The following is a 26,574-nucleotide window of genomic DNA, read 5'->3' on the forward strand; positions in this document are numbered from 1 at the left end:
ATAAAGGTTACAATCATGTTGTGACTGCAAGCGTTAATAGTGTTGCATCTAAGTTTATGTATACTGCAACTCAGCCTGAAATAGCGCTGGGGTTAAATTCGTATGCAATAACTTTTAGACAATTTGACCCTGCATTTGCTAGATGGACATCTAAATAAGGTTCATCTCAGGATAAAAAAAAGCTCCCCGAACCCGAGGAGCTTTTAATTGCCTAATACATTTAAATTAGAGCTTGACTAACTTGCTGGTCGAAGATTGACCATTGTTGTTTGAGGCTTTTACAATATAGATTCCGGTGTTTAAATCGGAAATGTCAAAAATCTTTCCGGCGTTGAAATCACCTTTAAATTGTTTTACCTGCTTACCTGTAATATCAATAACAGATACTTCGGTTGTTTGTGTGTTTAAACTAAACTCAGTATTGGCAGGATTAGGGTAAATAGTGAGTTTATCGAAAGCATTAACATTATCAATGCTTAGTGTGGCCGGTGGTGCATTACCTAAAATTCTAAATTCACCGGGTTGTAAGGTAATATTTGCTGTTGCGCCGTCTATGGTAGTACTGTTAGATTCGTCCATTAAATCGTACCATGTACCACCGTATGGGAAATCGGTTGAAACGGTGGCATTGTTAACACCAAAGTTGGCATATACAATAACGTTGCGTAATTGATCGGTTGGGATACTTGTATCAAAGATGAAGATTTTTGGGGTAAATCCACCTGAGTTAATTGTATAATCACCCTCAAACACTGGTTCGTTTATTTTTAAAGCGTTCATACGTGCCCAATCATTATAAATCTGACTTCTAATAGGGTCGTTAGGCCAGTTATTCGCCCATTGCGGTTGTGGTTTTGTATCTAATTTACAATCGCCACCACCACCGGGTAAATTAACGGTACCATTGTTACAGGTAAAAATAGATTGTTCCATACCTAACTCGCCAAAGTGCCAAATCATTTTTGGTCCCGGGATGGTTAGTGTTACAGCTCCCAATGCCGACATTCTCGACAAGGCCACGTTAAGATTTTTAACATCGTGGTTCGAGTTTGTAGAATTTCCGAATTGTAAATTTTTATACATCAGGCGTTCTTCGTCATGACTTTCGGCGTAGCCAAGAAGACGTGGTTGAGTGAACCCTCTACTTTTGTGGCCCATACGGTTAAAGTTTTTATTGCCGTTTTGCCCCATGGTAAGCTCGTTATACTCATCGGTCATTTTACCCCAAAGCATGATTCCTTTGCCTTCGTTGATGCGGTAGTTGGCCCATTGTTGTTCTTCGTTATCACTACCCAAGTGTTCAAAAATTACATAGTGGGTGTTATCTAAAGACCAAGAGTAGTCAGCATATTCTTTAAGTACATCAATACGATCTTGCTGATAATTTTGAGTACAACCAAAGTCTCCATCAAAGGTACCGTTGCCACAATTTTGAGTAAATCCTTTGGTTAAATCCCATCTAAAGCCATCAATTTTGAATTCTGTAATCCAGTGTTCGATGACGCGTCTTGTATATTCCTGCACTAATGGCTGTTGGTGGTTGAAGTCGTTACCAACGTTGAATGAGTGTGTAGGGAATTTGTTGAAATACGGACTGTCGTCTGCAGGTCCGCCCCAACCATCACCGTCGGGATCATCCATCCACATACGAACCAATGGGTTCCTGCCAAAGGCATGATTTAAAACAACGTCTAAAATTATGGCAATACCATTTTGATGACACACGTCAATAAACTCTTTCAGCTTATCTTCAGTGCCGTAAAATTTATCAAGTGCCATGTGGAAAGAAGTATTGTAACCCCAGCTTTCGTTGCCTTCAAATTCCATTACCGGCATTAAATGAATGGCATTGATATTTAAACTTTTAAAATAATCAATTTTATCGATTAAATCCTGATAGTTTCTATCGGCATCAAAATCTCTTACCAGTACTTCGTAAATAATTAGGTCTTCCATCTTTGGTTTCTCAAAGTTTTCAACCTGCCAATTGTATGGTGTTTGTCCGGTTTGCAAAACAGTCACTTCTCTTTGCTGTCCTGCCGGATAGGCTGGAAGGTTTGGATAGGTGGTTGACGGAATAAAAGGATCATCAAAAGGCGATAGTACTAATGTTGAAAATGGATCAGCTGTTTTAACTAAAGCCGGAGAGCCTGAAATCGGATTTGAGTCAAAAACCCAATATTGATAAGTTTCAATATTTCCTGAAGTTAATCCGTTTAACTCTAGCCAGAATTTACCGTTAACCGGATCGCGTTTCATAGCATAATCCTGAGTTGGGTTGTAATTATTAAAACTACCTGCTACTTGAACATAATCTTTTCCAGGAGCAGTCAAAACCAATGTAGCTTTTGTTGGATCGGTGGTAGAGTAATTAATACCATCTACTAACCCACTAGGAATTGGTTCTTCAATGGCAGTATCTATAACAAAAACTTCAAAACTTGCTTCACCCGTTTCGCTAGTACCAGGTGGTGATCCAACAAATCGTACGGTACCACTATTTGTTATATTTGTTAACGTCCTGTTACAAGCCGGGAAACCACAGGTGCCAGTAGCGACAGACAAGTTGTTGTAAAAAATTTCATAAGTACCTTGAACTGTTGTGCTACCCTGAAAGGCAATTGTTGCTGATACGGTAAGGTTGCTTCCAGATGTAATGATTGCAGGTCTAGTTGATGGAGCAGTGATAGTAATTTGTACAGCACCAACTAGAAGAATAAAGTCCTGGCAACCTGTTGCTTTTAATTCTTGAGTGCCATCAGGATTTCTAAAAACGATACCAATTCTTGTGGCTTCCGCTGCCTGCTGTTGTGTTAAGCCATAATAATCCTGAGGCACAATGGTAATACTCCATGTTCCATCGCCATTGTTGGTCATTTCGCCAACGCCGTCATCTTGTCCCCAGTTTCCGATGACGCTAAACCCAAAAGCGTTGTTGTTATTTCCAATACCAGAGTGCATATAGACTTTCTGTGGATTGTTAATGCCGTTACAGTTAGTTTCGTTACTGTTTAAATCAACCGTAATGGTAACCGGTTGGTCAACCTCTATGGCTCCCGGGTCAATTGTTACTTGTGAAAAAATTGTTCCAAGCCCACAAAAAATTAAAAAAGTTAGTAATGTAAATTTCTTCATAGCTTAAAATAGTTTAAAAAAAAGGCTATGTGATTAGCATAGCCTTTTTATTGACTTTATAATTAAATTTATTATTCTAAGGTGATTGTTTTGTTAATGGTGTCAATTTTTAAGAAATATTGACCCGCAGTTCCAATAAATTGGAAGTTATTATCACCATCCTGAGCATCTTGGAAACGATTATCGATCGTGTAACCTTGGCTTATAAATCCAGGATAATTAGTTCCAGAACCCCAGTCGGTAGCGGTGTTAAAGAATCTAAAGTTACCATCGTTTTCAGGTGATAAATTCACCCAACCTTGATACACGCCATTACCTTCGCACATAAATTGAATAGGGGTATCCCAGCTCCAGCCTGCATCAGGTAAACCTGCTCCTACCGCCCATAACTGGTCAAGGTCGCAAGAACCTGTTGGTGTTGGATCATCCAATGTAATTGTTTTATTGATATCATCAATAGTTAGGAAGTATAATCCTGAAGCTCCTGTAAATAAGAAGTTATTATCACCATCCTGAGCATCTTCAAATCTTGAATCGATGGTATAACCGTCGTTGGCATATCCGGGGAAATTGGTTCCTGAACCCCAATCTGTTGCAGTCGAGAAGAATCTGAAATTACCATCACCATCAACGTTATTAGTAAAGGCCACATTACCTGTGTAAACACCATTACCTGAGCAGTTAATTACTTGGGGAGTATCCCAGCTCCATCCGGCAAACTTAACACCGGCACCTACTAAAAATAATTGATCGTGATCGCATACAGCAGGAGCTGTTGTTGTGTCTTCCGGTAGTACTAAAGTTAGTACTGCAGTATTAGAATATGTTTCTAAACCACCGTCGCCAACTGTAGAGCGAACTCTAAATGAAACCTGACCTGTGTTCGGATTTTCAGTATTTGGATCGCTGTCTAGCCCGGCTTGAGCGGCTATTACCAACATATCTCCAATGGTAATTGCAATTTCATTTGATGAAGTTGCGCCAACAGTCACAGCGTCAGAAAAGTCTCCCGCGATAGATCTTTGTAACTGATAGGTAATATTTGTGGGTACACCAACATCTGGTGTATTCCAAGTAAAGCGCTCGCCTAAATTTTGAGCGGCTATTGGTGTCAATACATATTGTGCTGAGAACGAATTGGTAAATGCGAAGTCAGCTTGATTCGCTATAAAAACCACGTCATCTTCGGTTTCACAGCTGTTAAAACTTATTAAGGCAAAGATGAAAAGGCCTAAGATTGATAATTTTTTCATGTTTAAAAAGATGTTGTTAATTAATATCCTGTATTTTGAGTTAAATTGGTGTTGATACCTAAATCGGTGGCCGGTAATGGCATTAAATCTCTAAAAGATTCGGTGGTGGTACCTTGAGGTACGTTACCTTTCCATTGCCAAATACCTTGATCTGAGAATTGTCCAAATCTAATCAAGTCTGTTCGTCTGTGCATTTCCCAGTATAATTCTCTGGCGCGTTCGTCGATAATAAAATCGAGTGTTAAATTGCCCGAAGTAATGTTGCCACTGGTGTCACCATAAGCACGTTCTCTAAGCTGGTTAATATAACCTACTGCTGTTCCAACGTTTCCACCGCCGCCTCTTAAAGCTGCCTCGGCGTACATTAAATAAGCATCGGCCAATCTAAACATAGGGAAATCTGTATCCGGAAAATCACCTGTTGGGTCAGACCCCGCTACACCATTTACATCCACATTGCGATATTTCGTAATAGCAAATCCTTGGTTGAACGGTCCAACTTGGTTGATATCTTTACTTTGTCCCTGAGTGTAAAATAAAGCCCTTCCATCGGCTGAATTTTCTTCGCCCGGGAACATTTCAACAAAGGTAGGTGTGGTTCTAATACCAAACCAGCCACCGTTGATACCAAAAGCAGCAGGATTCATTGAACCACCAACAGGCGCGTGTAATAAGAAAGTCATACCACCAAATCCTTGTGTTCTTAAACCGTCAAATGGAATGGTGAATACTACCTCATTTTGTGCTCCATTAGAATCATTATCGGCCAAGAAAGAGTGGAAATAAGGAATATTTGGAATGACATACCCTGCACCAATTACATTATTGGTGTAAGTGATCACTTCGCTGTAGCGAGGTGTACCGGTATATACTTCTGCATTTAAATACAGCTTCGCAAGTAACATCCAGGCAGCGGCTCTGTCGGCACGTCCGTACTCATTTTGACGTGGTGCTACCATATCGTCCAAGATATCCAGTAATTCAGACTCAACATAGGTAAATAAATCTTCACGGCTAATTTGTTGAGGTAAGAAGGCTCCAATTGGGTCATTCTCTGTAACAAATGGCACATTGCCATATAAATCAAGCGCGTGCCAGTACGTTAAAGCACGCATGAATCTTACTTCTGCTCTGTAGGTCTCAACTTCTGCTCTTAAATTACCGTCAACACCTCTGCCATCAAGTTTTTCCGGGGTAGTTTGACGTAAAAATTCATTGGTTAAGGCAACCTGATAGAAAATTCTACTGTACATGGTTCTGATAAATTCATTACCCGATGTCCAGGTTTGTGCATGTAAATCTTGAATGGTACCATCGTTCCAGCCTATCAAGGCTTCATCGGTGGTTAATTCCTGCATTTTCCAATACAAACGCATGTAATTGGAAAAACCTTCATCCAATCCTACCAAATCCGGGGCTCCTGCAGGACCTTCTTGGCCACTTACGGATATACCTACATAAATTTTAGCGAGGAATTGTCTGTACGACTCCGGATTTTCAAATGCGGCGTCTCCCACAAGACGATTGTCTTCTGGTTGCAAGTCTAAATTGCTTTCGCAGGACTGGAAAAATGCCAGCACCGAAAAGGCAACTACAAGGGTTTTAATTGTTCTTAACATAGCTTTGATATTTATAAATTTATTCATCATTTAAAATTTAAAATTCAATCCTAGCACAAAGGTTCTGGCTCTTGGGTAGAAATTATTATCGATACCATTAGCGATTTCAGGATCTAAACCATCGTATTCAGTAATAACAAATAAGTTGGTTCCTGTTAAAGATACTCTTAAGTTAACTTTTTCCATAGGGATGTTATAACCTATGGTAGCGTTGTCAAGTCTCAAGAAATCTGCTCTTTGTAAGTAGTAGTCTGAAAAAAGATTTTGACTTCTAAAATTAGTAGCTAAAACGCTCTGGTGAGCATTCGGTTGAAAATCTCCGGGAGCATCAAGAACTACAGCAAGATTACCTCTATCTGAGGCTACGTTATTATACACATAGTTGCCAAAACTGCCTCTGAAGGTAAAACTTAAATCAAAATTTTTGTATTGGAAGTTATTTGTAAGTCCGATAAATGCATCAGGTGTCGCTTTTTTATAAGCCTGTCTGTCTGCCTCTGTAATTTGATTATCGGCATTAGTATCGACATAAGCGCCTTCTATTGGATTATTTTGGTTGTTATAAACCTGTCTCCAAACAAAGAAAGTAAGTGGATCTAGGCCCGGTCTCCATAATTGGATGGTGTTACCAACACCACCGGCAATACCGCCTTGAGGGATAAAGAAGTTAGGATCACCGCTTAGATTAAGCTTAGTGATTTCATTTTCTTGTAATGTGAAGTTAAAATTCACATCCCAGTTCAGGTTTTCTGATTTCGCAAGAACACCATTTAAACTTAATTCTAAACCTTTAGAAGTAGTTGCTCCTACGTTAGTTGTTAAGAAATCTGAAAGGTTAGATCCTGCTGCCACCGGTATGGTTGCTAATAAATCCTCTGTTTCTCTGTAGTATCCGTCAATAGAACCTGTTAATCTGTTATTGAATAATCCGAAATCAAGACCTACGTTGTATTGGGTTGTTGATTCCCAGGTTAGATTTTCGTCGAAAGCTTCAGGTCTTAGTGGATCAACAAATTGATTTCCAAATTGCGCACTTACTTGATCATTTAAGGCAGGCGTATAAACGCCTAAGTAACCGTAATTAGGTCCAATCTCTTGCTGACCGGTTACACCCCAACCGCCGCGTAATTTTAAGTTAGAGAAGAAAGAATTGGCCATAAAAGGCTCATTCATAATTTTCCAACCTACCGATACACCGGGGAAATTACCCCATCGACCAGCTGGACTAAATCTTGAAGAACCATCACGTCTGAAAGTTGCAGAAATTAAATAACGGTCTGAAATATCAAAACTGGCTCTTGCAAAATATGATTCTAAGGCATTTCTGTTAATAACCGTTGGGAAAGTGTTTAGTACACCTCCGGCACCGGTGGCAGTTCTATCAGATCTGATATAAAACTCTTGGTACGAGTGACCAGCAGTTAAATCTACAATTGTATTGATTGATTCAACATTTGTTTTGTAGTTAAAATAAAAATCCAGCAACGTGTTTCGGTTTAAACCTGAATAAAAATTCTGGAAAGCGAAGGCACCCGGATTGTTAGGATTTGCCACATTAAATTGCGCACCGTCATTTTCGGCATAATCAATACCTGCATTTAAGTTGAATTTCAAGTCAGGCAAAAATCTAAATCTGTAATCAATATTAAAATTAGAAATAAAACGCTTAATATTACTTCTGTTTTGATTTTCTAATAATAAGGTTAGCGGGTTTACAGGAGCTAAATTGGCATTTCCTATTTGGCTGTACTGAAATAAAGACCCGTCAGGATTTCTAACCGGTTGCGTTGGATCGAATTGAGCCGCAGCACCAATGGCACCTTGATCTGTAAAGAAGAATTCGTCTAAAATACCTCTTGTTGTTAAAGTTAATTTTAAATCATTATCGAACAAACGTTGTACAAAAGATGCGTTTAGTGCATTTCGCTCGTACAAATCGCGTAATAAGGTACCTTGTTGCGAAACGTGGTTGTAATTTACTCTAAAATTAAAGTTTTCATAACCTTTAGAAACGGTTAAGTTATGAATAGCACCAATGGCTGTTTGATAAATCTGATCTTGCCAGTTTGTATTGGCATCACCCAACAACGCCGGATTAAATTCGCTGCTAATTGATGATAAACCTCTATACTGATCTGCCGTTAGAACATCAAGTTCATTTATATTACTGGCTGCAGAAGCCTTTAAATCGTATTCTACAGTTAAAGGTGCGTTAGCCGAACCTTTCTTGGTTGTGATTAAAATAACGCCGTTAGAAGCTCTTGATCCATAGATAGCCGTAGCTGAGGCGTCTTTTAACACCACAAAATCTTCAATATCGTCAGGGTTAATAGCAGAAAGTGAATTTCTGGTACCTTGAGCACCACCGCGTTGATCTAGTGGTAATCCATCTATAACTATCAAAGGACTGTTGTTAGCAGAAAGCGATGCACCACCTCTAATTCTAATTTCCGAACCTTCACCGGCAGCACCACCGCCTGAGGTAACTCTTACCCCGGCAGATTTACCTGCTAAAAGTGTTTCAGGAGATACAATGGCACCTTTGTTAAAACGTTCGTCGTTAATTTTTTCAACGGCACCTGTGGCATCTTGTTTGGTGGTGGCACCGTAACCAATTAGTACCACTTCGTCTAATTGAGCGGCATCTTCGTTTAGGGTAACATCTAACCTGCTACCACCGCTGTAAATAACCTCCTTTGATTTGTAACCTAAATAAGAAAATACCACTACGTCGCCATTGTTTAATGATAATGAGTAATTGCCATCAAAATCTGTAGACGCACCGGTAGTTGTTCCCTTCACCAAGACGTTCACACCGGGAAGCGGAAGTCCGTTAGCTTCATCTGTTACCGTACCCGATACACTGGTTTGCGCAAAAAGCGTTGCAGGTATCAAAAAAACTAGTAAAAGCAAGCTATTAAAAAATGTTCTCATACAATGTTTTTAATTGTTAAATTGATTAAGTTGATTTGTATATTTTCACTTCTAAACGTTAAAACTATGTAAAAAAAAGGTAACTTTTTAGTTAAGCATCTTTTTGACATGACCGAAAACGTTTTCGTGTTGAAAACTTTTATAGAATAGCACTTTTGCTTTCAAAAATAGCTAAAAATTATCATATTCACAATAGAGTCTTTGTATCATTGTTAAAAGTGGAAATACAAATGCTAAAATTAGCGTATCTTAGCTACCAAATTTATGATGAATGTCATAAAAATGTTATATCTAAAGCGCCTTTATGAAACGTAAAATTACTCTTAAACAAATTGCTAGAGAATTAGATGTATCTATTTCAACAGTATCAAAAGCGTTGCGAAACAGCGAAGAAATTAGCGCAGATACCATTGAAAAAGTTCAGGCTTTTGCCAAACTGTACAATTATAAACCTAATAACATTGCTTTAAGTCTTAAAAACCGACGAACCAAGAAAATAGGGGTTATTATTCCTGAGATTGTACATCATTTTTTCTCAAACGTCATTAAAGGCATCGAGAAGGTTGCTAATAAGCACGGTTATAATGTAATTGTGGCCTTGTCGAATGAATCATTTGATAAAGAGGTTCTAAATATGGAAATGCTTGCCAATGGCAGTATTGACGGATTTATTTTGTCTATTTCAAAAGAAACACTAATGCTCAAAGACTATCACCATTTTAGAGAAACCATCAATCAGGGAATGCCTATTGTCATGTTTGACAGGGTGGTTAATGAAATTAACTGCGATAAGGTGATTGTAGACGATTTTGACGGCGCCAAAAATGCCGTAAAGATTATGATAGACGGTGGCAGTAAACACATAGGAATTATTACCACCAAAGATTATGTAAGTGTTGGAAGCCTTAGAACCAACGGCTATTTAAGCGCTTTACAACTTAGCGGAATTACGGCTTCAGATGAGCTTGTTTTGAAAGTAGAAGACGGTTTAGACACTGAAGAAAACTCAGATAAATTGTACAAAACCATTCAGTCGTTATTTGATAACAACCCACAAATGGATGGCGTTTTTGCGGTTAACGAACTATTTGCATTGATTGCCATGAAAGTTGCTCACGAACGGGGGATTAAAATACCCGAACAAATGCAGGTTATTGGCTTTACCAACGGGGTTTTGTCAAAGTATGCCACACCAAGTCTTACCACTGTTAGTCAGCATGCCCAGCAGATTGGAGAACAATCGGCATACTTACTGATTGAGCGTTTAGAAAAAGACGAAGATCTAGAAGAAGATGGCTGGAAAACCGTTATTGTAAAGACCGATGTTGTAGAACGCGATTCGACGAAATAGCGGGGTTATTAAGTTATTAAGTTATTGAGTTATTGAGTTATTGAGTGGTGAGCCTGTCCGCCAAAGCGATAGCGTAGGAGATAGGTGAGTGCTTTTGTGGTTGCACAGAATAAAAGTTAAATATTAAAAGTTAAAAGTCTGTACGTCCATTATATAGGCTGAATACTTATCGTAAATACATGGAACTAATTGTCCCCTCGAGGGGACCATAGGGGTGTAAAACCTAATTAACAAAAATTTGAAAAATTAATGTTTAATAACGGTCAACTCTAATCAGGGAAGTTCAGTCTGCAATAAGTAACATATAAATAGGTTGTTATAAGTCGAGAATTTTCTGAGCTGGATTGTCTCTTTTGATTTCAAATTCTTATACGAAATCAACATAAAACTTCGCTAAGAGCTCTGTATACATATGTTTAGCTCGGCAAGAAGAGTCGCATTTCTAGACTTTTAGGGGAGTAATGTTAAGTGGTTGTAGTTTTCTGTCAATACTTTAGTAATGAAATAAATTCGTGCATTCGTGGCATTTTTTAGCTCAAGCTAATATAATATTTAAAATCTTTCCTATCTTTACACCTTTCAAAGCTTATATTTTCACTTCTACAAATAAGTTTTGATAAGCTAATGTCGGCTTATCGTAATATAATTTACGATAACTAATGAAAAAAAGACAATTAAGCTTCTGGGAGATTTGGAACGTTAGTTTCGGTTTCATGGGAGTTCAGTTTGGTTTTGCGCTGCAAAATGCAAACATTAGTAATGTGCTCGAAAATTTGGGCGCAGACGTCCATTCACTTTCGTTCTTTTGGTTAGCAGCCCCAGTAATGGGATTGATTGTGCAACCTATTGTGGGTGGTGCTTCCGATTTAACATGGAACAAACGTTTTGGTCGGCGAGGTCCTTTTATTTTAGGTGGTGCTTTCTTTGCGGCTTTGGGAATGTATTTAATGCCCAATTCGCCATTGTTTGTTAAACTCATGCCGGCCATGTTTTTTGGCGGACTCATGTTGGCCTTGATGGATGGTAGTTTTAACGTTACTATGCAGCCGTTTCGAGCGCTGGTAGCCGATATGCTTCCGGAAAGTCAAAGAAATAAAGGCTATTCCATACAGTCATTACTTATTAATATTGGTGCGGTCATCGGTTCGGCTTTGCCATTTATTCTTACCAACGTGATTGGTTTGAGTAATATTGCCGAGAAAGGTCAGGTTTCGGCCAGCGTTACCTGGGCATTTTATATTGGTGCTACCATTTTATTAGGCTCGGTACTTTGGACGGTTTTTAAAACCAAAGAATATCCGCCCGAAGTATACTATGCCAACGAAGGTATTGACCCCGAAGAGATAAAGGCACAGCGCGAAGCCGATGCTAAAAGGTCGTTTTCTCAAAAGGCAAGCGGTTTTATTGGCCTTGTCGTTAATATGCCAAAAACAATGAAGCAGTTGGCAGTAGTTCAATTTTTCTCTTGGTTTGCGCTTTTTTTAATGTGGGTGTATACCACACCGGCCATTGGTCAGTACATTTGGGATGTGCCACAGTATTTATATGGTGATATTTCTAAAATTCCGGGTGATGTACCCATTAGCACCATCGAAAATTTTAGAGCAGCCAAAGGCGCCGCAGGCGATTGGGTTGGGATTTTATTTGCCGGTTATTCGCTATTTGCAGCGATATTTTCGGTAGTGATGATAAAAATTGCCAATACCTTCGGAAGAAAACCTACTTATGCTGTGTCCTTATTATTGGGAGGTTTGAGTTATGTGGCATTTTTACTGTTTAAAGATCCTGAAATTATCCAAGTTAACTTATTAATAGCTTCATTTGAAGTGCCTAAAGGCGCAGTCATGCTCATCATACCTATGATTGGTGTTGGAATAGCCTGGGCAGCCATTTTAGCCATGCCATATGCTATTTTATCGAATGCCTTGCCTCCGCAAAAGATGGGAATTTATATGGGAATTTTCAATTTTACCATTGCCGGTCCGCAAATCATTGCCGGTTTATTTGGTAGTTTTATCTTGAAATTATTGGGTGAAAAACCTATTTATATGATTGTGGTGGCCGGCGTGTCCATGCTATTAGCCGCCGCATTTGTGTTTATTGTGAAGGAAACTATCCCAAAACCCATTAATGAAACTTCAGAAGAATGAGTAAAAAAGGATTCATATTCGATTTAGACGGCGTCATTGTTGATACGGCCAAGTATCATTTTTTAGCTTGGCGCAAATTGGCTAATTCTTTAGGGATTGATTTCACCGAAGTTCAAAACGAACAACTTAAAGGGGTGAGCCGTGTTAAATCGCTCGAAAAAATTTTAAACTGGGGCAATAAAGAGGTTTCTCAAGGCGAGTTTAATCGCTTAATGGCCGAAAAAAACGAAGACTATCTGAGTTATATCTACAAAATGGATGCTTCTGAAATTTTGCCGGACGTTCATCGCGTTCTCAATTTATTAAAAGAACATCATCAAGGAATCGCCCTAGGTTCGGCCAGCAAAAATGCAAAACTTATTTTAGAGAAAGTCAACTTGCTGGACTATTTCGAGGTTGTGGTAGATGGTAACAGCGTTACCAAAGCAAAACCCGATCCCGAAGTGTTTCTGAACGCCGCTAACGCGCTTGAAATCAAACCTGACAATTGTATTGTGTTTGAAGATGCCGTTGCCGGTGTTGAAGCAGCCAATGCAGCACAAATGATATCAATAGGAATTGGCAGTAAAAATGTTTTAAGTCATGCCAATTTTGTTTTTAAAGACTTTACCGAAATCTCTAACGATTTTATCTTACAACTTATAAATCAATAAAAATTACACAGTCAAAAACTGTAAAACATATTACAAATGAACTTAGATTATATCATACCTAACAATTGGTCTATTATAGAAGAAGGTTTTAACCCCGAGTTGGTTAAATCTTCTGAAAGTATTTTTAGCCTTGGAAATGGTGCCATGGGTCAGCGCGCCAATTTTGAAGAAACCTACACCGGTGCCACCTTTCAGGGCAGCTATATTGCCGGCGTTTATTATCCAGATAAAACCCGTGTGGGTTGGTGGAAAAACGGCTATCCCGAATATTTTGCCAAAGTACTCAACGCACCTAATTGGATTGGTATTAATGTTAACATAAACGGTACAGCCTTCGATTTAAACACTTGCAAAAAAGTTGAGAATTTTAGAAGAGAGCTCAACATGAAAGAAGGTTGGTTAAGTAGAAGTTTTAAAGCAACCTTACCCAACGACGTAGAAATAGCTGTTAAAGTTAAAAGATTTTTAAGCTTGGACTTAGATGAAGTTGGTGCCATAAAGTTCCAAATTACGCCTCTAAATACCCATGCTAACATCGCTTTTGAACCTTATCTGGATAGTGGTATTACAAACGAAGATTCTAACTGGGACGATAAATTTTGGGATACTTTAAATGTAAGTCACGACAATCATCAGGCATTTATTCAATGTAAAACGATGAAAACCCATTTTCATGTGTGTGCTTTTATGGAATCGGAAGTTTTTATTAACGATAAAAAATTGTTGATTGAAGCTAAAAACACGGCCGATGCCACCAAAACAACCTTTTCATATGCACATGCGGTTAAACAAAACGAAACCTATACCATTTGCAAGTTTGGCGGTTATACTGTCGATAGAAATCATGCCAAAGAAGACTTGGTGAAAGCAGCCAAGGCAACCCTTAAAAAGGCTAAAGACATAGGCTTTGAGACCTTGCTCGACATGCAAAAACAAGCCTGGGCAAACATCTGGGAAATGGCAGACATCACCATAGACGGTGATGTGAAAGCTCAACAGGGCATTAGATTTAATATTTATCAGCTCAACCAAACATATTTAGGAACTGATGCCAGACTTAATATTGGTCCAAAAGGTTTTACAGGTGAAAAATACGGCGGAAGTACTTATTGGGATACGGAGGCTTATTGCATACCGTTTTATATGGCTACCAAAGACCAAAGTGTGGCCAGGAATTTATTAGCGTACCGTTATAACCACCTTCAAAAAGCGATTGAAAATGCTGAGAAACTCGGTTTTTCAAATGGAGCGGCCTTGTATCCAATGGTGACCATGAATGGCGAGGAATGTCATAACGAATGGGAAATTACCTTCGAGGAAATTCATAGAAATGGCGCTATTGCCTTCGCTATTTATAACTATCACCGCTTTACGGGCGATTATAGTTATATCCCTCAAAAAGGATTAGAAGTGTTGATTGGTATTGCCAGATTTTGGCACCAGCGCGCCAGCTATTCAACCCAAAAAAATCAGTATGTTATTTTAGGTGTTACCGGACCCAATGAATACGAAAACAACGTGAACAACAACTTTTACACCAATTACATCGCTAAATGGTGTATCAATTATGCAGTTGAAAATATCGAAAAGGTTGAAGCTGAATTTGCTTCAGATTTCACCCGAATTATGAATAAAACCAAGTTGTCTAAAGCCGAAATCAGTCAGTGGCAAGAGGTCGCCAATAATATGTATTTTCCATATTCTGAAGAACACCAAGTGTATCTGCAACAGGATGGCTTTTTAGACAAGCATTTGGTGACGGTAGCAAATTTAGATAAGTCGCAGCGCCCCATCAACCAAAAATGGAGTTGGGATCGTATTTTGCGTTCGCCTTATATCAAACAAGCCGATACGCTTCAAGGATTTTATTTCTTCGAAGACCATTTCACTACAGAGGAATTAAAACGTCATTTCGATTATTATGAGCCATTTACGGTTCATGAAAGTTCACTGTCGCCTTGTGTACACAGTATTCAGGCTGCCAAGCTGGGTCAGATGGATCAGGCTTACACCTTCTATCTAAGAACATCCAGACTCGATTTAGACGACTACAATCACGAAGTACACGAAGGTTTACACATTACCTCAATGGCAGGAACCTGGATGAGTATTGTTGAAGGTTTTGGCGGTATGCGTGTTAGAAATAACCAATTGTGTTTTGAACCCAGAATTCCGAGTCAGTGGGAAGCCTATTCGTTTAAAGTGAATTTCCGTCATCAAGTATTAAAAGTGATGGTCACACAAAAAGAGACGAGATTTGAAGTAGACGGTGAACAAGATTTAAAAATCTTGGTTAACAATAGAGAAGTGCACATCATACCACATCAATTAATAGCAGTTTAAAAACAGACCATCTCAAAAATAATAACCATGAATAAACTAAAGTTTCATATTCTTTTTTTAATCCTTTTTTTGGGATGGTCTTGTAAAAACGAAACATCCCAAAACACAGCAATTGATGAGGTTTCAGCCGAAGTCGAAATTTATAACGACATCAATCGTGTGGAGCCGCCCAACTGGTGGACCGGGTTTAAGTCTAATAAGCTACAATTGTTGGTACAACACGACAATATTGGTACTGCAACACCATCGGTAAAGGCCAATGGCATTTCACTTGTTGAAGTTCATAAAGCTGATAGTCCCAATTATTTGTTTTTAGATTTAAATATCGAACCAAATGCTAAGGCGGGCAATTTTAATTTAGTTTTCACCTTTGATGATCAAACCGAACTGAAACAAACCTATACTCTAAAAGAGCGTCAACAAGCCGCAGAAGATTTTATAGGTTTCAACAGTAGCGATGTGATGTACCTCATCACACCCGACCGATTTGCCAATGCCAATCCTGAAAACGACAGCGTTGAAGGCCTGCACGAAACTGCAGTAGATCGCACCAACGATTACGCTCGACATGGCGGCGATATTGCCGGTATTACTCAACATTTAGATTACATTGAAAAAATGGGCTTTACCGCCATTTGGCCAAGTCCGCTATTAACCAACGATATGCCTCAAGCATCCTATCACGGTTATGCCATGACCGATTTTTATGAAGTTGACCCACGTTTCGGAACTTTGGAAGACTATAAAACCTTGGCTTCAGAAGCTAAAAAAAGAGGCATCAAACTGGTGATGGATCAAGTAGCCAATCATTGTGGCAGCTATCATTGGTGGATGGAAGATTTGCCTTTTAAAGATTGGCTCAACTTTCAAGATGAATTTTTAAAAGGTGAAAAACTAATCACCTCCAACCACCGCAGAACAGTTAATCAAGATGATTATGCCAGCAAAGCAGACACAGCTTTAATGAGCAAAGGCTGGTTTGTTAGCAGTATGCCCGATTTAAATCAGCAAAATCCATTTTTGGCGACTTATCTTATTCAAAACAGTATTTGGTGGGTTGAAACCTTAGCGCTTGGCGGCATTCGTCAGGACACTTATCCTTATCCTGATAAAGCATTCATGTCTGATTGGGCCGGTGCCATTATGAACGAATATCCAAACTTCAATATTGTAGGTGAAGAATGGAGTAACAATCCGTTATTGATTGCCTACTGGCAACAGGGCGCAAAAAATAAAGACGGTTATGAGTCTAACTTAAAATCTACCATGGATTTTGCCATGAAAGATCATTTAGTTGCCGGACTTAAAGAACCTGAAACCTGGGGTACCGGATTGGTAAAAATCTACGACGGCTTGTCCAATGACTTCCACTATCCGTCACCCGAAAATTTATTGGTGTTTCCCGATAATCACGATATGGATAGGGTTTTTACACAGTTTGATGAAGATATTACTAACACCAAAATGGCCTTGAGTTATATGCTCATGTTACCGCGTATTCCGCAAATTTATTACGGCACGGAGATCTTAATGCAAAACACCGCCAAACCGGGAGATCACGGCTTAATTAGAACCGATTTTCCGGGAGGTTGGCAAGGCGATGCCATGAATGCCTTTACCGGAGAAGGTCTATCAGCCGAAGCCTTAGATATGCAGGAATACCTAAAAAAACTATTAAACTATAGAAAGTTATCAAAGGCAATTCACGAAGGAAAAACAGTTCATTTTGCACCTGAAAACAATATGTATGTGTTGTTTAGAATACTGGATGCTGAGGTAGTGGTTCACATTTTAAACAAAAACGAATCACCGGTTGATTTAGATCTTAGCAGATTTAAAGAATTAGGTTTGGAAGGCAAACGGTTTAGAAACATCATAGAAGGTTATTCGGTAGAATGGAAAGATACCTTGAAATTAGAGCAAAAAGGCAGTTATATTTTTAGCACCAGGTTATGATGAGAGTAATAACATTATTAATATTAACCTTTATTTTTGTTAGTTGTAAAAACGAACCAAAAACAGTCGAATCGGCCACCGAATCTTCAAAAATTGAAGTCGGCTTGCTTCAAGAGGCCGTTTTATCTTCGGGGAAATTATACAGAATTGAAGCCTTTCCTACTGATTACATTCAACCAAGACCGGTAGATATTTGGCTGCCTGATAATTATTCCAATGCTGAAAAATGCGCAGTGCTCTATATGCACGACGGACAAATGTTATTCGATTCTACCACTACCTGGAATCAGCAAGAGTGGAAGGTAGACGAATGGGCTTCAAAACTCATGAGTCAAAACCAAACAAAGCCCTTTATTGTCGTAGCTGTACACAACATACCGGAGATTAGATGGCTGGATTTGTTTCCTGAAAAAGCTTTTTTAAATATTGAAGCATCAAAACGTCAAGAACTGCTTGAAAATGGTATGAACAACATGAAAAATGTTTCACTCAATGGTGATAATTATCTTAAGTTTATTGTAGAAGATTTGAAACCGTATATCGATAGTAACTATTCAGTGTATACCAATGCTGAAAATACTTTTATCGCCGGTTCCAGTATGGGTGGTTTAATGAGTATGTATGCTATTTCAGAATATCCTGAAGTATTTAGTGGAGCCGCTTGTTTATCGACGCATTGGCCCGGTGCCATACCAAGTGATGACAGTCTGTTTCCCGATGCTATTTTTAAATACGTAGAGGCCAAATTACCACAAGCAGGACATCATAAATTGTATTTTGATTACGGCAATCAAACTTTAGATATACATTATCCGCAATACGCCCCGCGATTAGATGATATTTTAGCCCAAAAAGGTTATACCGACACAGATGCCAGGAATTTATTTTTTGAAGGAACTGACCATTCAGAAAATTCATGGAATAAAAGATTGGATGTGCCGCTAACTTTTTTGTTAGGGAAACAATAGATTACTAGCAAGATGTCAGACCTCACAGGTTTTTAAAACCTGTGAGGTCTTTAAAATTGAATTAAATGAAATTAAACATTTTATACATCACACTAATTTTCACCTGTTCTGCGCTTTATGGACAAAATGCAAACCGTGATTATAAAAGTGCGGCCTTTGACGGAACCCATTTAACGGTCGAAGTGAATGACGGTAGGTATTTGTTTAAACCCTATTCTTCAGAAATAATTGAGACCACCTTTGTTCCTTCAAACGAAACTTTTAACCAAAATTCTCATGCCGTTATATTAGACCCAACCGCTGTTAATGTTAATTATTCTGACGAAGAAAACAACATAAACTTTTCAACACCTAATATATCGGTTATAATCACAAAATCGCCGTTTCAAATCAGTTACTACTACAATGGTAAAGCATTAATTTCCGAAAAACAAGGCTATTTTAAAAGTTCACATGAACCCATGGAAATGGTTCAGGGTAATATTGTAGCCGATTCCACCGAAAAAATAGAGTTCAACCTCACTAAAGATGAAGTTTTATACGGTGCAGGCGCCAGAGCTTTGGGGATGAACAGACGTGGTTTTAGATTACCGCTTTACAACAGAGCACACTATGGTTACGAAACCAAAAGCGAACTCATGAACTTTACCTTGCCAATTGTACTGTCATCAAAGCAATACATGATTCACTTTGAGAATGCACCTATTGGATATTTGGATTTAGACAGTAAAGGAAATAATACGCTCGTGTACGAGACTATTTCAGGGCGAAAAACCTACCAGATCATTGCCGGTGATACCTGGTATGAAGTCGTTGAAAATTACACGAAATTAACCGGGAAACAGCCCATGCCACCGCGCTGGGCCTTGGGGAACTTTTCAAGCAGATTTGGTTACCGTTCCCAGTATGAAACAGAAGCAACCATTAAAGCTTTTAAGGATGCCGAAATTCCTGTTGATGCCATTATTCTTGATTTGTATTGGTTCGGGAAAGAGGTACAAGGTACCATGGGTAATTTGGAAGTTGACCGTGATTCGTTCCCCGATTTTGAAGGCATGGTCAACAGACTGAAACAGCAAGGTGTAAAAACCATTCCCATTACCGAACCATTTGTATTAACCACATCAAAGCGCTGGCAGGAAGCCGTTGACAAAGATGTTTTGGCGAAAGATTCCATAGGTCAGCCATTTACCTACGATTTTTATTTTGGCAACACAGGGTTAATAGATGTTTACAAACCCGAAGCTGAGCAATGGTTCTGGAATATTTACAAAGATTTAGCCAATAATGGTGTGGCAGGCGTTTGGGGCGATTTGGGTGAACCGGAAGTGCATCCCTCAGGCTTAATTCACCATACTGGTACAGCCGATGAAGTTCATAATACCTACGGTCATGACTGGGCGCGTTTGGTGTTTGAAGGATACCAAAGAGATTTCCCTGAGGTTCGTCCGTTTATTTTAATGCGTGCCGGCTATTCGGGGTCGCAGCGTTACGGACTTATTCCTTGGTCGGGAGATGTTAACAGAACCTGGGGCGGATTGCAAAGTCAACCCGAAATATCCCTTCAAATGGGTATGCAAGGCCTGGCCTATATGCATAGCGATTTGGGAGGCTTTGCCGGTGCCAATCTCGACGATGAGTTATATGTGCGGTGGTTACAATATGGCGTTTTTCAACCGGTCTACAGGCCACATGCCCAAGAAGATGTGCCCAGCGAACCTGTTTTTAGAAGCGAAAAAGCCAAAGCATTGGCCAAACAAGCTATCGAACTGCGTTACCAATTACTGCCTTACAATTATAATCTTGTTTTTGAAAATAATCAAAACGGAACACCCTTAATGCGACCGCTGTTTTTTGAAGATAACAATGAAGTTTTGTTAACGTATTCAAAATCCTATTTATGGGGCGAAGACATTTTGGTATCGCCTGTTTTGGAAGCAGGATTAACCCAACAGGAAGTGTATTTTCCTTCCGGCAGTGATTGGGTTGATTTCTATTCGGGCGATATCTATAAAGGTGGCACCACTCAAACTGTTCAATTGGTTGATACTAATATTCCAACCTTTATACGTGCCGGTGCCTTTATTCCTATGGCACAGCCTATGAGTTCTACCGAGGCCTATAACCCCAATGATTTATCGGTTCATTTTTATTATCATTCTGAATTAGATGAATCAGAGCGCCAATTTTACAACGACGATGGCAAAACTGCCAACGCCTTTGAAAAAGAAGCTTTCGAAATTTTAGAATTTGAAGCCGAAAAAGACGGCAAATGGCTTGAAATTGAAATGGAGGCTGAAATAGGAATAAATTTTAAAAGTGAAGACAAACGCATCAAATTAGTAATTCACAATTTAGAAAGGATGCCAAAGCGCATCAAAATTAAGGGCGAAAAAGTAAATGGTATCTATAATTCAAATGAAAAAACTTTAAGCATTTATACACTTTGGAATATTTCCGAAGAGAAAGAAATAAGAATCAAACTTTAATAACGATTCAAAATGAAAAACTATAAAAATATCATATTAACAATGGCCATTTTGGGTGTTCTTGCATGCAAAAACGACCCCAAACCCGAAGAACCAACCGTTACCCAAACCCAAGATTTAAAAAAACCTATGAAGCAAAAGGAAGTCGTTTATCAAGTTTTTACCCGTTTATTCGGCAATACCAATTCTAAAAACAAACCTTGGGGAACGCTGGAAGAAAACGGTGTTGGCAAGTTTAACGATTTCACAAACCAGGCACTTCAAGAAATTAAAGACTTGGGCGTAACACACATTTGGTATACCGGTGTACCACACCATGACGTCATTACCGATTACACGCAATACGGGATTTCAAACGACGATCCCGATGTGGTAAAAGGCCGAGCAGGGTCGCCCTATGCCGTTAAGGATTATTACAATGTTAACCCTGATTTGGCTGTAGATGTCAACAACCGTTTACAAGAGTTTGAAGCCCTGATCGAACGCACTCATAACGCAGGCATGAAAGTGTTAATTGATATTGTACCTAATCACGTGGCGCGAAATTACCAAAGTTTAACTAATCCTGAAGGCATCTCAGACTTTGGAGCAAATGATGATACTTCGGTTACTTACCATGTTAACAATAATTTTTATTACAATCCCGGCGAAGCTTTTAAAGTACCCCAGTGGCGCGACGGTTATTTACCGCTTGGTGGTGAAAATCACCCGTTGGCTGATGGCAAATTTGATGAAAATCCGGCAAAATGGACCGGCAACGGCTCCAGATTATCGCAACCCGATATGAACGACTGGTACGAAACGGTTAAAATTAATTATGGTATTAGTCCGGATGGCCAAAAGGATTTTGACGATTTACCCGATGGTTTTGACAACGAGGATTACAAAGCCCATTTTAAATTATGGCAGGATAAAATAGTACCCGATTCATGGATAAAATTTAAAGACATTGCACTTTACTGGATTGACAAAGGTGTAGATGGTTTTAGATATGATATGGCAGAAATGGTACCCGTTGAGTTTTGGAGTTATATGAATTCGGCTGTAAAAATGAAAAACCCGGAAGCTTTTTTATTGGCCGAAGTGTATCAGCCTCAATTGTATCGCGAATACATCAAAAAAGGTAAAATGGACTATCTATATGACAAGGTGCAACTGTACGACACTATTAAAAACGTGATGCAAGGTCATGGTAAAACCGATAACATTCCTCCAATTCAAGACGATTTAAAGGATATTGAACACCACATGCTGCATTTCCTTGAAAATCACGATGAACAACGTATTGCAAGTCCGGAGTTTGCCGGTGATGCCAAAAAAGGAATGCCTGCTATGGTGGTTTCGGCCACTATTAGTACCTCCCCAACACTCATCTATTTTGGGCAAGAATTAGGCGAGCCTGGAGCTGAAGATGCCGGATTTGGAAAACCATCCAGAACCTCAATTTTCGACTATATTGGTGTGCCAACTTACCAACGTTGGGTAAATAACAAAACTTTTGATGGTGGGAAATCTACGGTTCACGAATTGGAGCTTCGGGATTTTTATAAACGCTTGTTGAATTTCACCATTAATAGCGAAGCCTTGATGGGCGATTACTTTAGTTTACATCAATTTAATCGTGAGAATACCGATAATTATAACGATAAGGTCATGTCTTTTGTACGATGGACTGATAACGAACAACTCATTATTATTTCAAATTTTGATCCAGAAAACAGGTATCGATTCAACTTAAAATTACCCAAAGCCCTTGTCGAGAAAATGCAATTGCTTGACGGCTCTTTTGAATGTGTTGATATGTTATACAAAGATGTGAGATCAACACTTAATATAGAAGATGGCAATGGTGAAATGACCATTAACTTAAAACCATTGGAGTCGCTAATATTTAAAATAAATAATTAAACTATGCGAGCTTTAAGAATTATTACAACACTATTACTACTAACCGGTTGCGACGGTATGATAACGACTGATAAGAAGGAAACAAAGACACAAAATGTTACTGAAGTAAAAACTAATACGCCTTTTGTTTGGGAGGCTGCCAATGTGTATTTTTTATTAACCGATAGATTTAATAACGGCGATCCAACGAACGATATCAATTTCAATAGAAATTTGGAAACCGGCAAATTAAGAGGTTTTGAAGGAGGCGATTTAAAAGGCATCACCCAAAAAATTGAAGAAGGTTATTTTAACAAGTTAGGCATTAATGCCATTTGGATGACGCCCATAGTTGAACAAATACATGGCGGTACCGACGAAGGCACGGGGTTAACCTATGGTTATCACGGTTACTGGACTAAAGATTGGACTGCTATAGATCCTAATTTTGGCACGACCGAAGATTTAAAAGCATTGGTAGATGCGGCTCATAGAAATGGCATTAGAATTTTACTCGATGCTGTTATTAATCATACCGGTCCGGTTACCGAAAAAGATCCGGTTTGGCCGGCCGAATGGGTGCGCACCGATGTGCAATGTTCTTATGATAATTACGAAAACACGGTAAGTTGTACGCTTGTTAAAAACCTGCCCGATATTAGAACCGAAAGTAATGACAACGTAGATTTACCACCACAATTGGTTGAAAAATGGAAAGCTGAAGGTCGATACGAGCAAGAAATAGCCGAGTTAGACGCTTTTTTTCAGCGCACCGGTTACCCAAGAGCACCGCGTTTCTATATCATGAAATGGCTCACCGATTATATCACCGAATTCGGAATTGACGGTTATAGATGCGATACCGTAAAACATACCGAACCCTATGTTTGGGAAGAATTTAAAAAAGAATGTGATTATTCTTTTGAAGAATTTAAAAAGAATAATCCTGATAAAGTTTTGGATAATACCCCGTTTTATTTGGTGGGTGAAGTTTATAATTACGGAATATCTGCCGGAAAAGCCTTTGACTTTGGAGATAAAAAGGTGAATTATTTTGATAACATGTTCAGCAGCCAAATTAATTTTGAATTTAAATGGGATGCTGCACAAATGAACTACGAAGCACTCTTCAAAAAATATTACGATGCGTTATCTTCTGATTTAAAAGGTTACAGCGTATTGAATTATTTGAGTTCTCACGATGATGGTCAGCCATTCGATTCAGAAAGAAAAAAAGCGATGGAAACCGCTACCAAATTATTATTATCGCCGGGTGCTTCGCAAGTATATTACGGCGATGAATTGGCCAGACCATTGATTATAGAAGACACAGAGGGAGATGCTACCCTACGTTCGTTTATGAATTGGGATGACATTTCAAATAACGCAGAAACCTCACAAATTTTAGAACACTGGCGAAAATTGGGTCAGTTTAGAGCCAAACATCCTGCCGTTGGTGCAGGAATTCACCAAATGATAACCCAACAGCCTTACTATTTCTACAGAAGTTTTACTAAGGGCGATTACAAAGATTTAGTGGTAATAGGTTTGGGAGTTCATAAAGGCGGAAAGCTTATTGATGTGTCCAAGGTATTTCAAGAAGGCGACCAATTGCAAGATGCCTATTCTGGAGAAAAGGCTATCGTACAAAATGGTAAGGTTACCATTGATAGTCCGTTTGATATCGTTTTATTAGAAAAATTATAATAATGAAGTTTCGTATTTTATCTTTAACTTTTGTTGCCCTTATAGTTAGTGCTTGTACTTCGAAAGAGTTTGTTTTAGAAGCGACTTCGCCCAATTCAGATATTTCGGTGCAGTTTAATTTAGATAAAGAGGCACAAGCATTCTATATCACTAATTTTAAAAGCGAAGTGGTGATAGATACCTCGTACTTAGGTTTTGAATTCACCAACGCTTCACCATTAAAAAACGACTTAAAAATTCTTAATTCACAGATTTCTACTTTTAATGACACCTGGCAAATGCCATGGGGTGAACAACTAGATGTTGTAAATAACTACAACGAATTAAAGATTGAATTACAAGAAAGCAAGTCGCCCAACCGAAAATTCAACATAGTTTTTAAAGTTTATAACGATGGCATTGGTTTTAGATATGAGTTTCCGGAACAGGAGAATTTTACCGAAGCCTTGATTGCAGATGAGCACACGCAATTCAACCTAACACAAGATTATAAGGCTTTTTGGCAACCCGGCGATTGGGATATTTACGAGCATTTGTACAGCACCACAAAATTGTCTGAAATTAACGCGCTAAGCTATGTGGGTCACGTAAATCTGGCACAAACCTATATTCCCGAAAATGCTGTGAATACACCGGTAACTTTGGTTGGCGACAATGGTATTCATTTAAGTTTTCACGAAGCCGCTTTGGTGGATTATTCAGATATGACTTTAAAGGTTGATACTGAAAACCTGAGTTTCACGAGCAACTTGGTAGGCTCAGAAAACACCGAATATAAGGTTAGAAGAACGCTGCCATTTCACACACCTTGGCGTACGGTTCAAATAACCGATAACGCGCCGGCTTTAATTGAGTCCAATTTAATTGTAAATTTAAACGAACCTAACAAGTTAGGTGATGTGTCTTGGTTTAAACCCATGAAATATACGGGAGTTTGGTGGGAAATGCATTTAGATAAATCGTCTTGGGATTACGGTATGGAATTGGTTGATGGCCAATGGAAAGACACCGGAAAAGCCCATAGGCGTCACGGTGCTACCACCGAAAACGTGAAGCGATTTATCGATTTTTCAGCCGAAAACAATATTGGCGGTGTTTTGGTAGAAGGTTGGAATACCGGATGGGAACGCTGGATTGGTTTTGAAGACCGTGAAGGGGTTTTTGATTTTATCACACCCTATCCCGATTACGATATTGACGAAGTAACTCGCTATGCCAAAGAAAAAGGCGTACAAATTATCATGCATCACGAGACATCGGCGGCTACAGAAACCTACACCAAGCAACAAGATACCGCTTTTGCACTCATGCAACATTACGGCATGAACGCTGTAAAAACCGGCTACGTTGGTAAAATTTTACCTAAGGGTGAATACCATCACGGTCAGTATATGGTGAATCACTACAATAATACGGTTGAAAAGGCTGCCAAATATCAGGTCGCCATTAACGCTCACGAACCTATCAAGGCTACGGGATTACGCCGAACCTATCCCAATACCATTTCGCGCGAAGGTTTACGCGGACAAGAATTTAACGCCTGGGCTGAAGACGGCGGCAATCCACCCGAGCATCTGCCCATTGTAGCCTTTACAAGAATGTTGGCCGGCCCCATCGATTTTACACCCGGTATTTTCAACATTAAATTCGATGAATATAAGAAGAACAATCAGGTAAATACCACACTGGCGCAGCAATTAGCTTTGTATGTGGTTATTTACAGTCCGGTGCAAATGGCAGCCGATTTGGTGGAGCATTATGAAGCCAATCCCGAAGCGTTTCAATTTATTAAAGACGTTGGTGTAGATTGGGAAACCACCAAGGTTATAAATGGTGTAGTAGGCGATTACGTTACCATTGCAAGAAAAGAACGAAATTCCGGCAACTGGTTTGTGGGCGGCATCACCGATGAGAATTCCAGAACCTTAACCCTCGATTTTAGTTTTCTCGATGCTGATGCCAATTATACTGCCACCATTTATAAAGATGGTGTTAACGCCCATTGGGATGAGAATCCGCTGGATTTAGAAATCACAACAACCACAACCATAGATGCCCAAACCGAATTGGTGATTAACTTGGCCGAAGGTGGTGGTTTTGCCATAAGTTTAATCAAAAATTAAAATCCT

At 39.1% G+C, this 26,574-nt stretch carries 14 protein-coding genes; 10 read left to right on the forward strand and 4 right to left on the reverse strand.

Going from position 1 to position 26,574, the window contains the following annotated elements; all coding sequences use genetic code 11:
• Nucleotides 1–225: 225 nt before the first annotated feature.
• The 4 genes from FJ651_RS13560 to FJ651_RS13575 form a co-directional block, all read right to left on the reverse strand.
• Nucleotides 226–3,135 carry an alpha-amylase family glycosyl hydrolase gene (locus FJ651_RS13560; protein WP_140991084.1) on the reverse strand — a complete coding sequence of 970 codons (2,910 nt, stop codon included), beginning with the start codon at nt 3,133–3,135 and terminating at the stop codon, nt 226–228.
• 71 nt (nt 3,136–3,206) lie between these two features.
• Nucleotides 3,207–4,388, reverse strand: coding sequence for a SusE domain-containing protein (locus FJ651_RS13565; RefSeq protein WP_140991085.1), 1,182 nt, complete (start codon nt 4,386–4,388; stop codon nt 3,207–3,209).
• Between the two features lie 20 nt (nt 4,389–4,408).
• On the reverse strand, nt 4,409–6,007 hold the full coding sequence (locus FJ651_RS13570; RefSeq protein ID WP_246085372.1) for a RagB/SusD family nutrient uptake outer membrane protein: 1,599 nt from the start codon (nt 6,005–6,007) through the stop codon (nt 4,409–4,411).
• A gap of 30 nt (nt 6,008–6,037) precedes the next feature.
• Nucleotides 6,038–8,941 carry a SusC/RagA family TonB-linked outer membrane protein gene (locus FJ651_RS13575; RefSeq protein WP_140991087.1) on the reverse strand — a complete coding sequence of 968 codons (2,904 nt, stop codon included), beginning with the start codon at nt 8,939–8,941 and terminating at the stop codon, nt 6,038–6,040.
• Nucleotides 8,942–9,245: 304 nt separating this feature from the next.
• On the opposite strand from FJ651_RS13575, the gene FJ651_RS13580 reads away from it, so the two are divergent.
• From FJ651_RS13580 to FJ651_RS13625, 10 genes are all read left to right on the forward strand, one after another.
• Nucleotides 9,246–10,292, forward strand: a complete 1,047-nt coding sequence (locus tag FJ651_RS13580; protein ID WP_140991088.1) for a LacI family DNA-binding transcriptional regulator — start codon at nt 9,246–9,248, stop codon at nt 10,290–10,292.
• A 659-nt stretch (nt 10,293–10,951) separates the two neighbouring features.
• Entirely contained in the window at nt 10,952–12,442 is a 1,491-nt protein-coding gene (locus FJ651_RS13585; protein WP_140991089.1) for an MFS transporter, read from the forward strand.
• Complete coding sequence (gene pgmB, locus FJ651_RS13590) at nt 12,439–13,095, forward strand: beta-phosphoglucomutase (protein ID WP_140991090.1); 657 nt, start codon at nt 12,439–12,441, stop codon at nt 13,093–13,095. Before FJ651_RS13585 ends, pgmB begins: the two co-directional genes overlap by 4 nt.
• 36 nt (nt 13,096–13,131) lie before the next feature.
• Entirely contained in the window at nt 13,132–15,438 is a 2,307-nt protein-coding gene (locus tag FJ651_RS13595) for a glycoside hydrolase family 65 protein (protein WP_140991091.1), read from the forward strand.
• 27 nt (nt 15,439–15,465) lie between these two features.
• The gene (locus tag FJ651_RS13600; protein WP_140991092.1) at nt 15,466–17,394 is read left to right on the forward strand and encodes a glycoside hydrolase family 13 protein; all 1,929 of its coding nucleotides are present in this window, start codon (nt 15,466–15,468) and stop codon (nt 17,392–17,394) included.
• Nucleotides 17,391–18,362, forward strand: a complete 972-nt coding sequence (locus FJ651_RS13605; RefSeq protein WP_246085373.1) for an alpha/beta hydrolase — start codon at nt 17,391–17,393, stop codon at nt 18,360–18,362. Before FJ651_RS13600 ends, FJ651_RS13605 begins: the two co-directional genes overlap by 4 nt.
• Nucleotides 18,363–18,427: 65 nt before the next feature.
• Entirely contained in the window at nt 18,428–20,851 is a 2,424-nt protein-coding gene (locus FJ651_RS13610; protein WP_140991093.1) for a glycoside hydrolase family 31 protein, read from the forward strand.
• 12 nt (nt 20,852–20,863) lie between these two features.
• Entirely contained in the window at nt 20,864–22,759 is a 1,896-nt protein-coding gene (locus FJ651_RS13615) for an alpha-amylase family glycosyl hydrolase (RefSeq protein WP_140991094.1), read from the forward strand.
• A gap of 3 nt (nt 22,760–22,762) precedes the next feature.
• A complete protein-coding gene (locus FJ651_RS13620) occupies nt 22,763–24,445 on the forward strand; it encodes an alpha-amylase family glycosyl hydrolase (RefSeq protein WP_394348096.1) in 1,683 nt (560 codons plus the stop codon).
• A gap of 2 nt (nt 24,446–24,447) precedes the next feature.
• Nucleotides 24,448–26,568 carry a glycoside hydrolase family 97 protein gene (locus tag FJ651_RS13625; RefSeq protein ID WP_140991095.1) on the forward strand — a complete coding sequence of 707 codons (2,121 nt, stop codon included), beginning with the start codon at nt 24,448–24,450 and terminating at the stop codon, nt 26,566–26,568.
• Nucleotides 26,569–26,574 lie beyond the last annotated feature (6 nt).

Source organism: Paucihalobacter ruber (genome assembly GCF_006494535.1).
In the GTDB taxonomy this organism is placed as follows: Bacteria; Bacteroidota; Bacteroidia; order Flavobacteriales; family Flavobacteriaceae; genus Paucihalobacter; species Paucihalobacter ruber.

What these genes read in the sequence shown, in the direction of transcription:
- FJ651_RS13610 (WP_140991093.1), top strand. Translation starts at nt 18,428, where the DNA reads ATGAAATTAAACATTTTATACATCACACTAATTTTCACCTGTTCTGCG.
- FJ651_RS13565 (WP_140991085.1), bottom strand. Translation starts at nt 4,388, where the DNA reads ATGAAAAAATTATCAATCTTAGGCCTTTTCATCTTTGCCTTAATAAGT.
- FJ651_RS13615 (WP_140991094.1), top strand. Translation starts at nt 20,864, where the DNA reads ATGAAAAACTATAAAAATATCATATTAACAATGGCCATTTTGGGTGTT.
- pgmB (WP_140991090.1), top strand. Translation starts at nt 12,439, where the DNA reads ATGAGTAAAAAAGGATTCATATTCGATTTAGACGGCGTCATTGTTGAT.
- FJ651_RS13620 (WP_394348096.1), top strand. Translation starts at nt 22,763, where the DNA reads ATGCGAGCTTTAAGAATTATTACAACACTATTACTACTAACCGGTTGC.
- FJ651_RS13625 (WP_140991095.1), top strand. Translation starts at nt 24,448, where the DNA reads ATGAAGTTTCGTATTTTATCTTTAACTTTTGTTGCCCTTATAGTTAGT.
- FJ651_RS13585 (WP_140991089.1), top strand. Translation starts at nt 10,952, where the DNA reads ATGAAAAAAAGACAATTAAGCTTCTGGGAGATTTGGAACGTTAGTTTC.
- FJ651_RS13570 (WP_246085372.1), bottom strand. Translation starts at nt 6,007, where the DNA reads ATGTTAAGAACAATTAAAACCCTTGTAGTTGCCTTTTCGGTGCTGGCA.
- FJ651_RS13580 (WP_140991088.1), top strand. Translation starts at nt 9,246, where the DNA reads ATGAAACGTAAAATTACTCTTAAACAAATTGCTAGAGAATTAGATGTA.
- FJ651_RS13560 (WP_140991084.1), bottom strand. Translation starts at nt 3,135, where the DNA reads ATGAAGAAATTTACATTACTAACTTTTTTAATTTTTTGTGGGCTTGGA.
- FJ651_RS13605 (WP_246085373.1), top strand. Translation starts at nt 17,391, where the DNA reads ATGATGAGAGTAATAACATTATTAATATTAACCTTTATTTTTGTTAGT.
- FJ651_RS13600 (WP_140991092.1), top strand. Translation starts at nt 15,466, where the DNA reads ATGAATAAACTAAAGTTTCATATTCTTTTTTTAATCCTTTTTTTGGGA.
- FJ651_RS13595 (WP_140991091.1), top strand. Translation starts at nt 13,132, where the DNA reads ATGAACTTAGATTATATCATACCTAACAATTGGTCTATTATAGAAGAA.
- FJ651_RS13575 (WP_140991087.1), bottom strand. Translation starts at nt 8,941, where the DNA reads ATGAGAACATTTTTTAATAGCTTGCTTTTACTAGTTTTTTTGATACCT.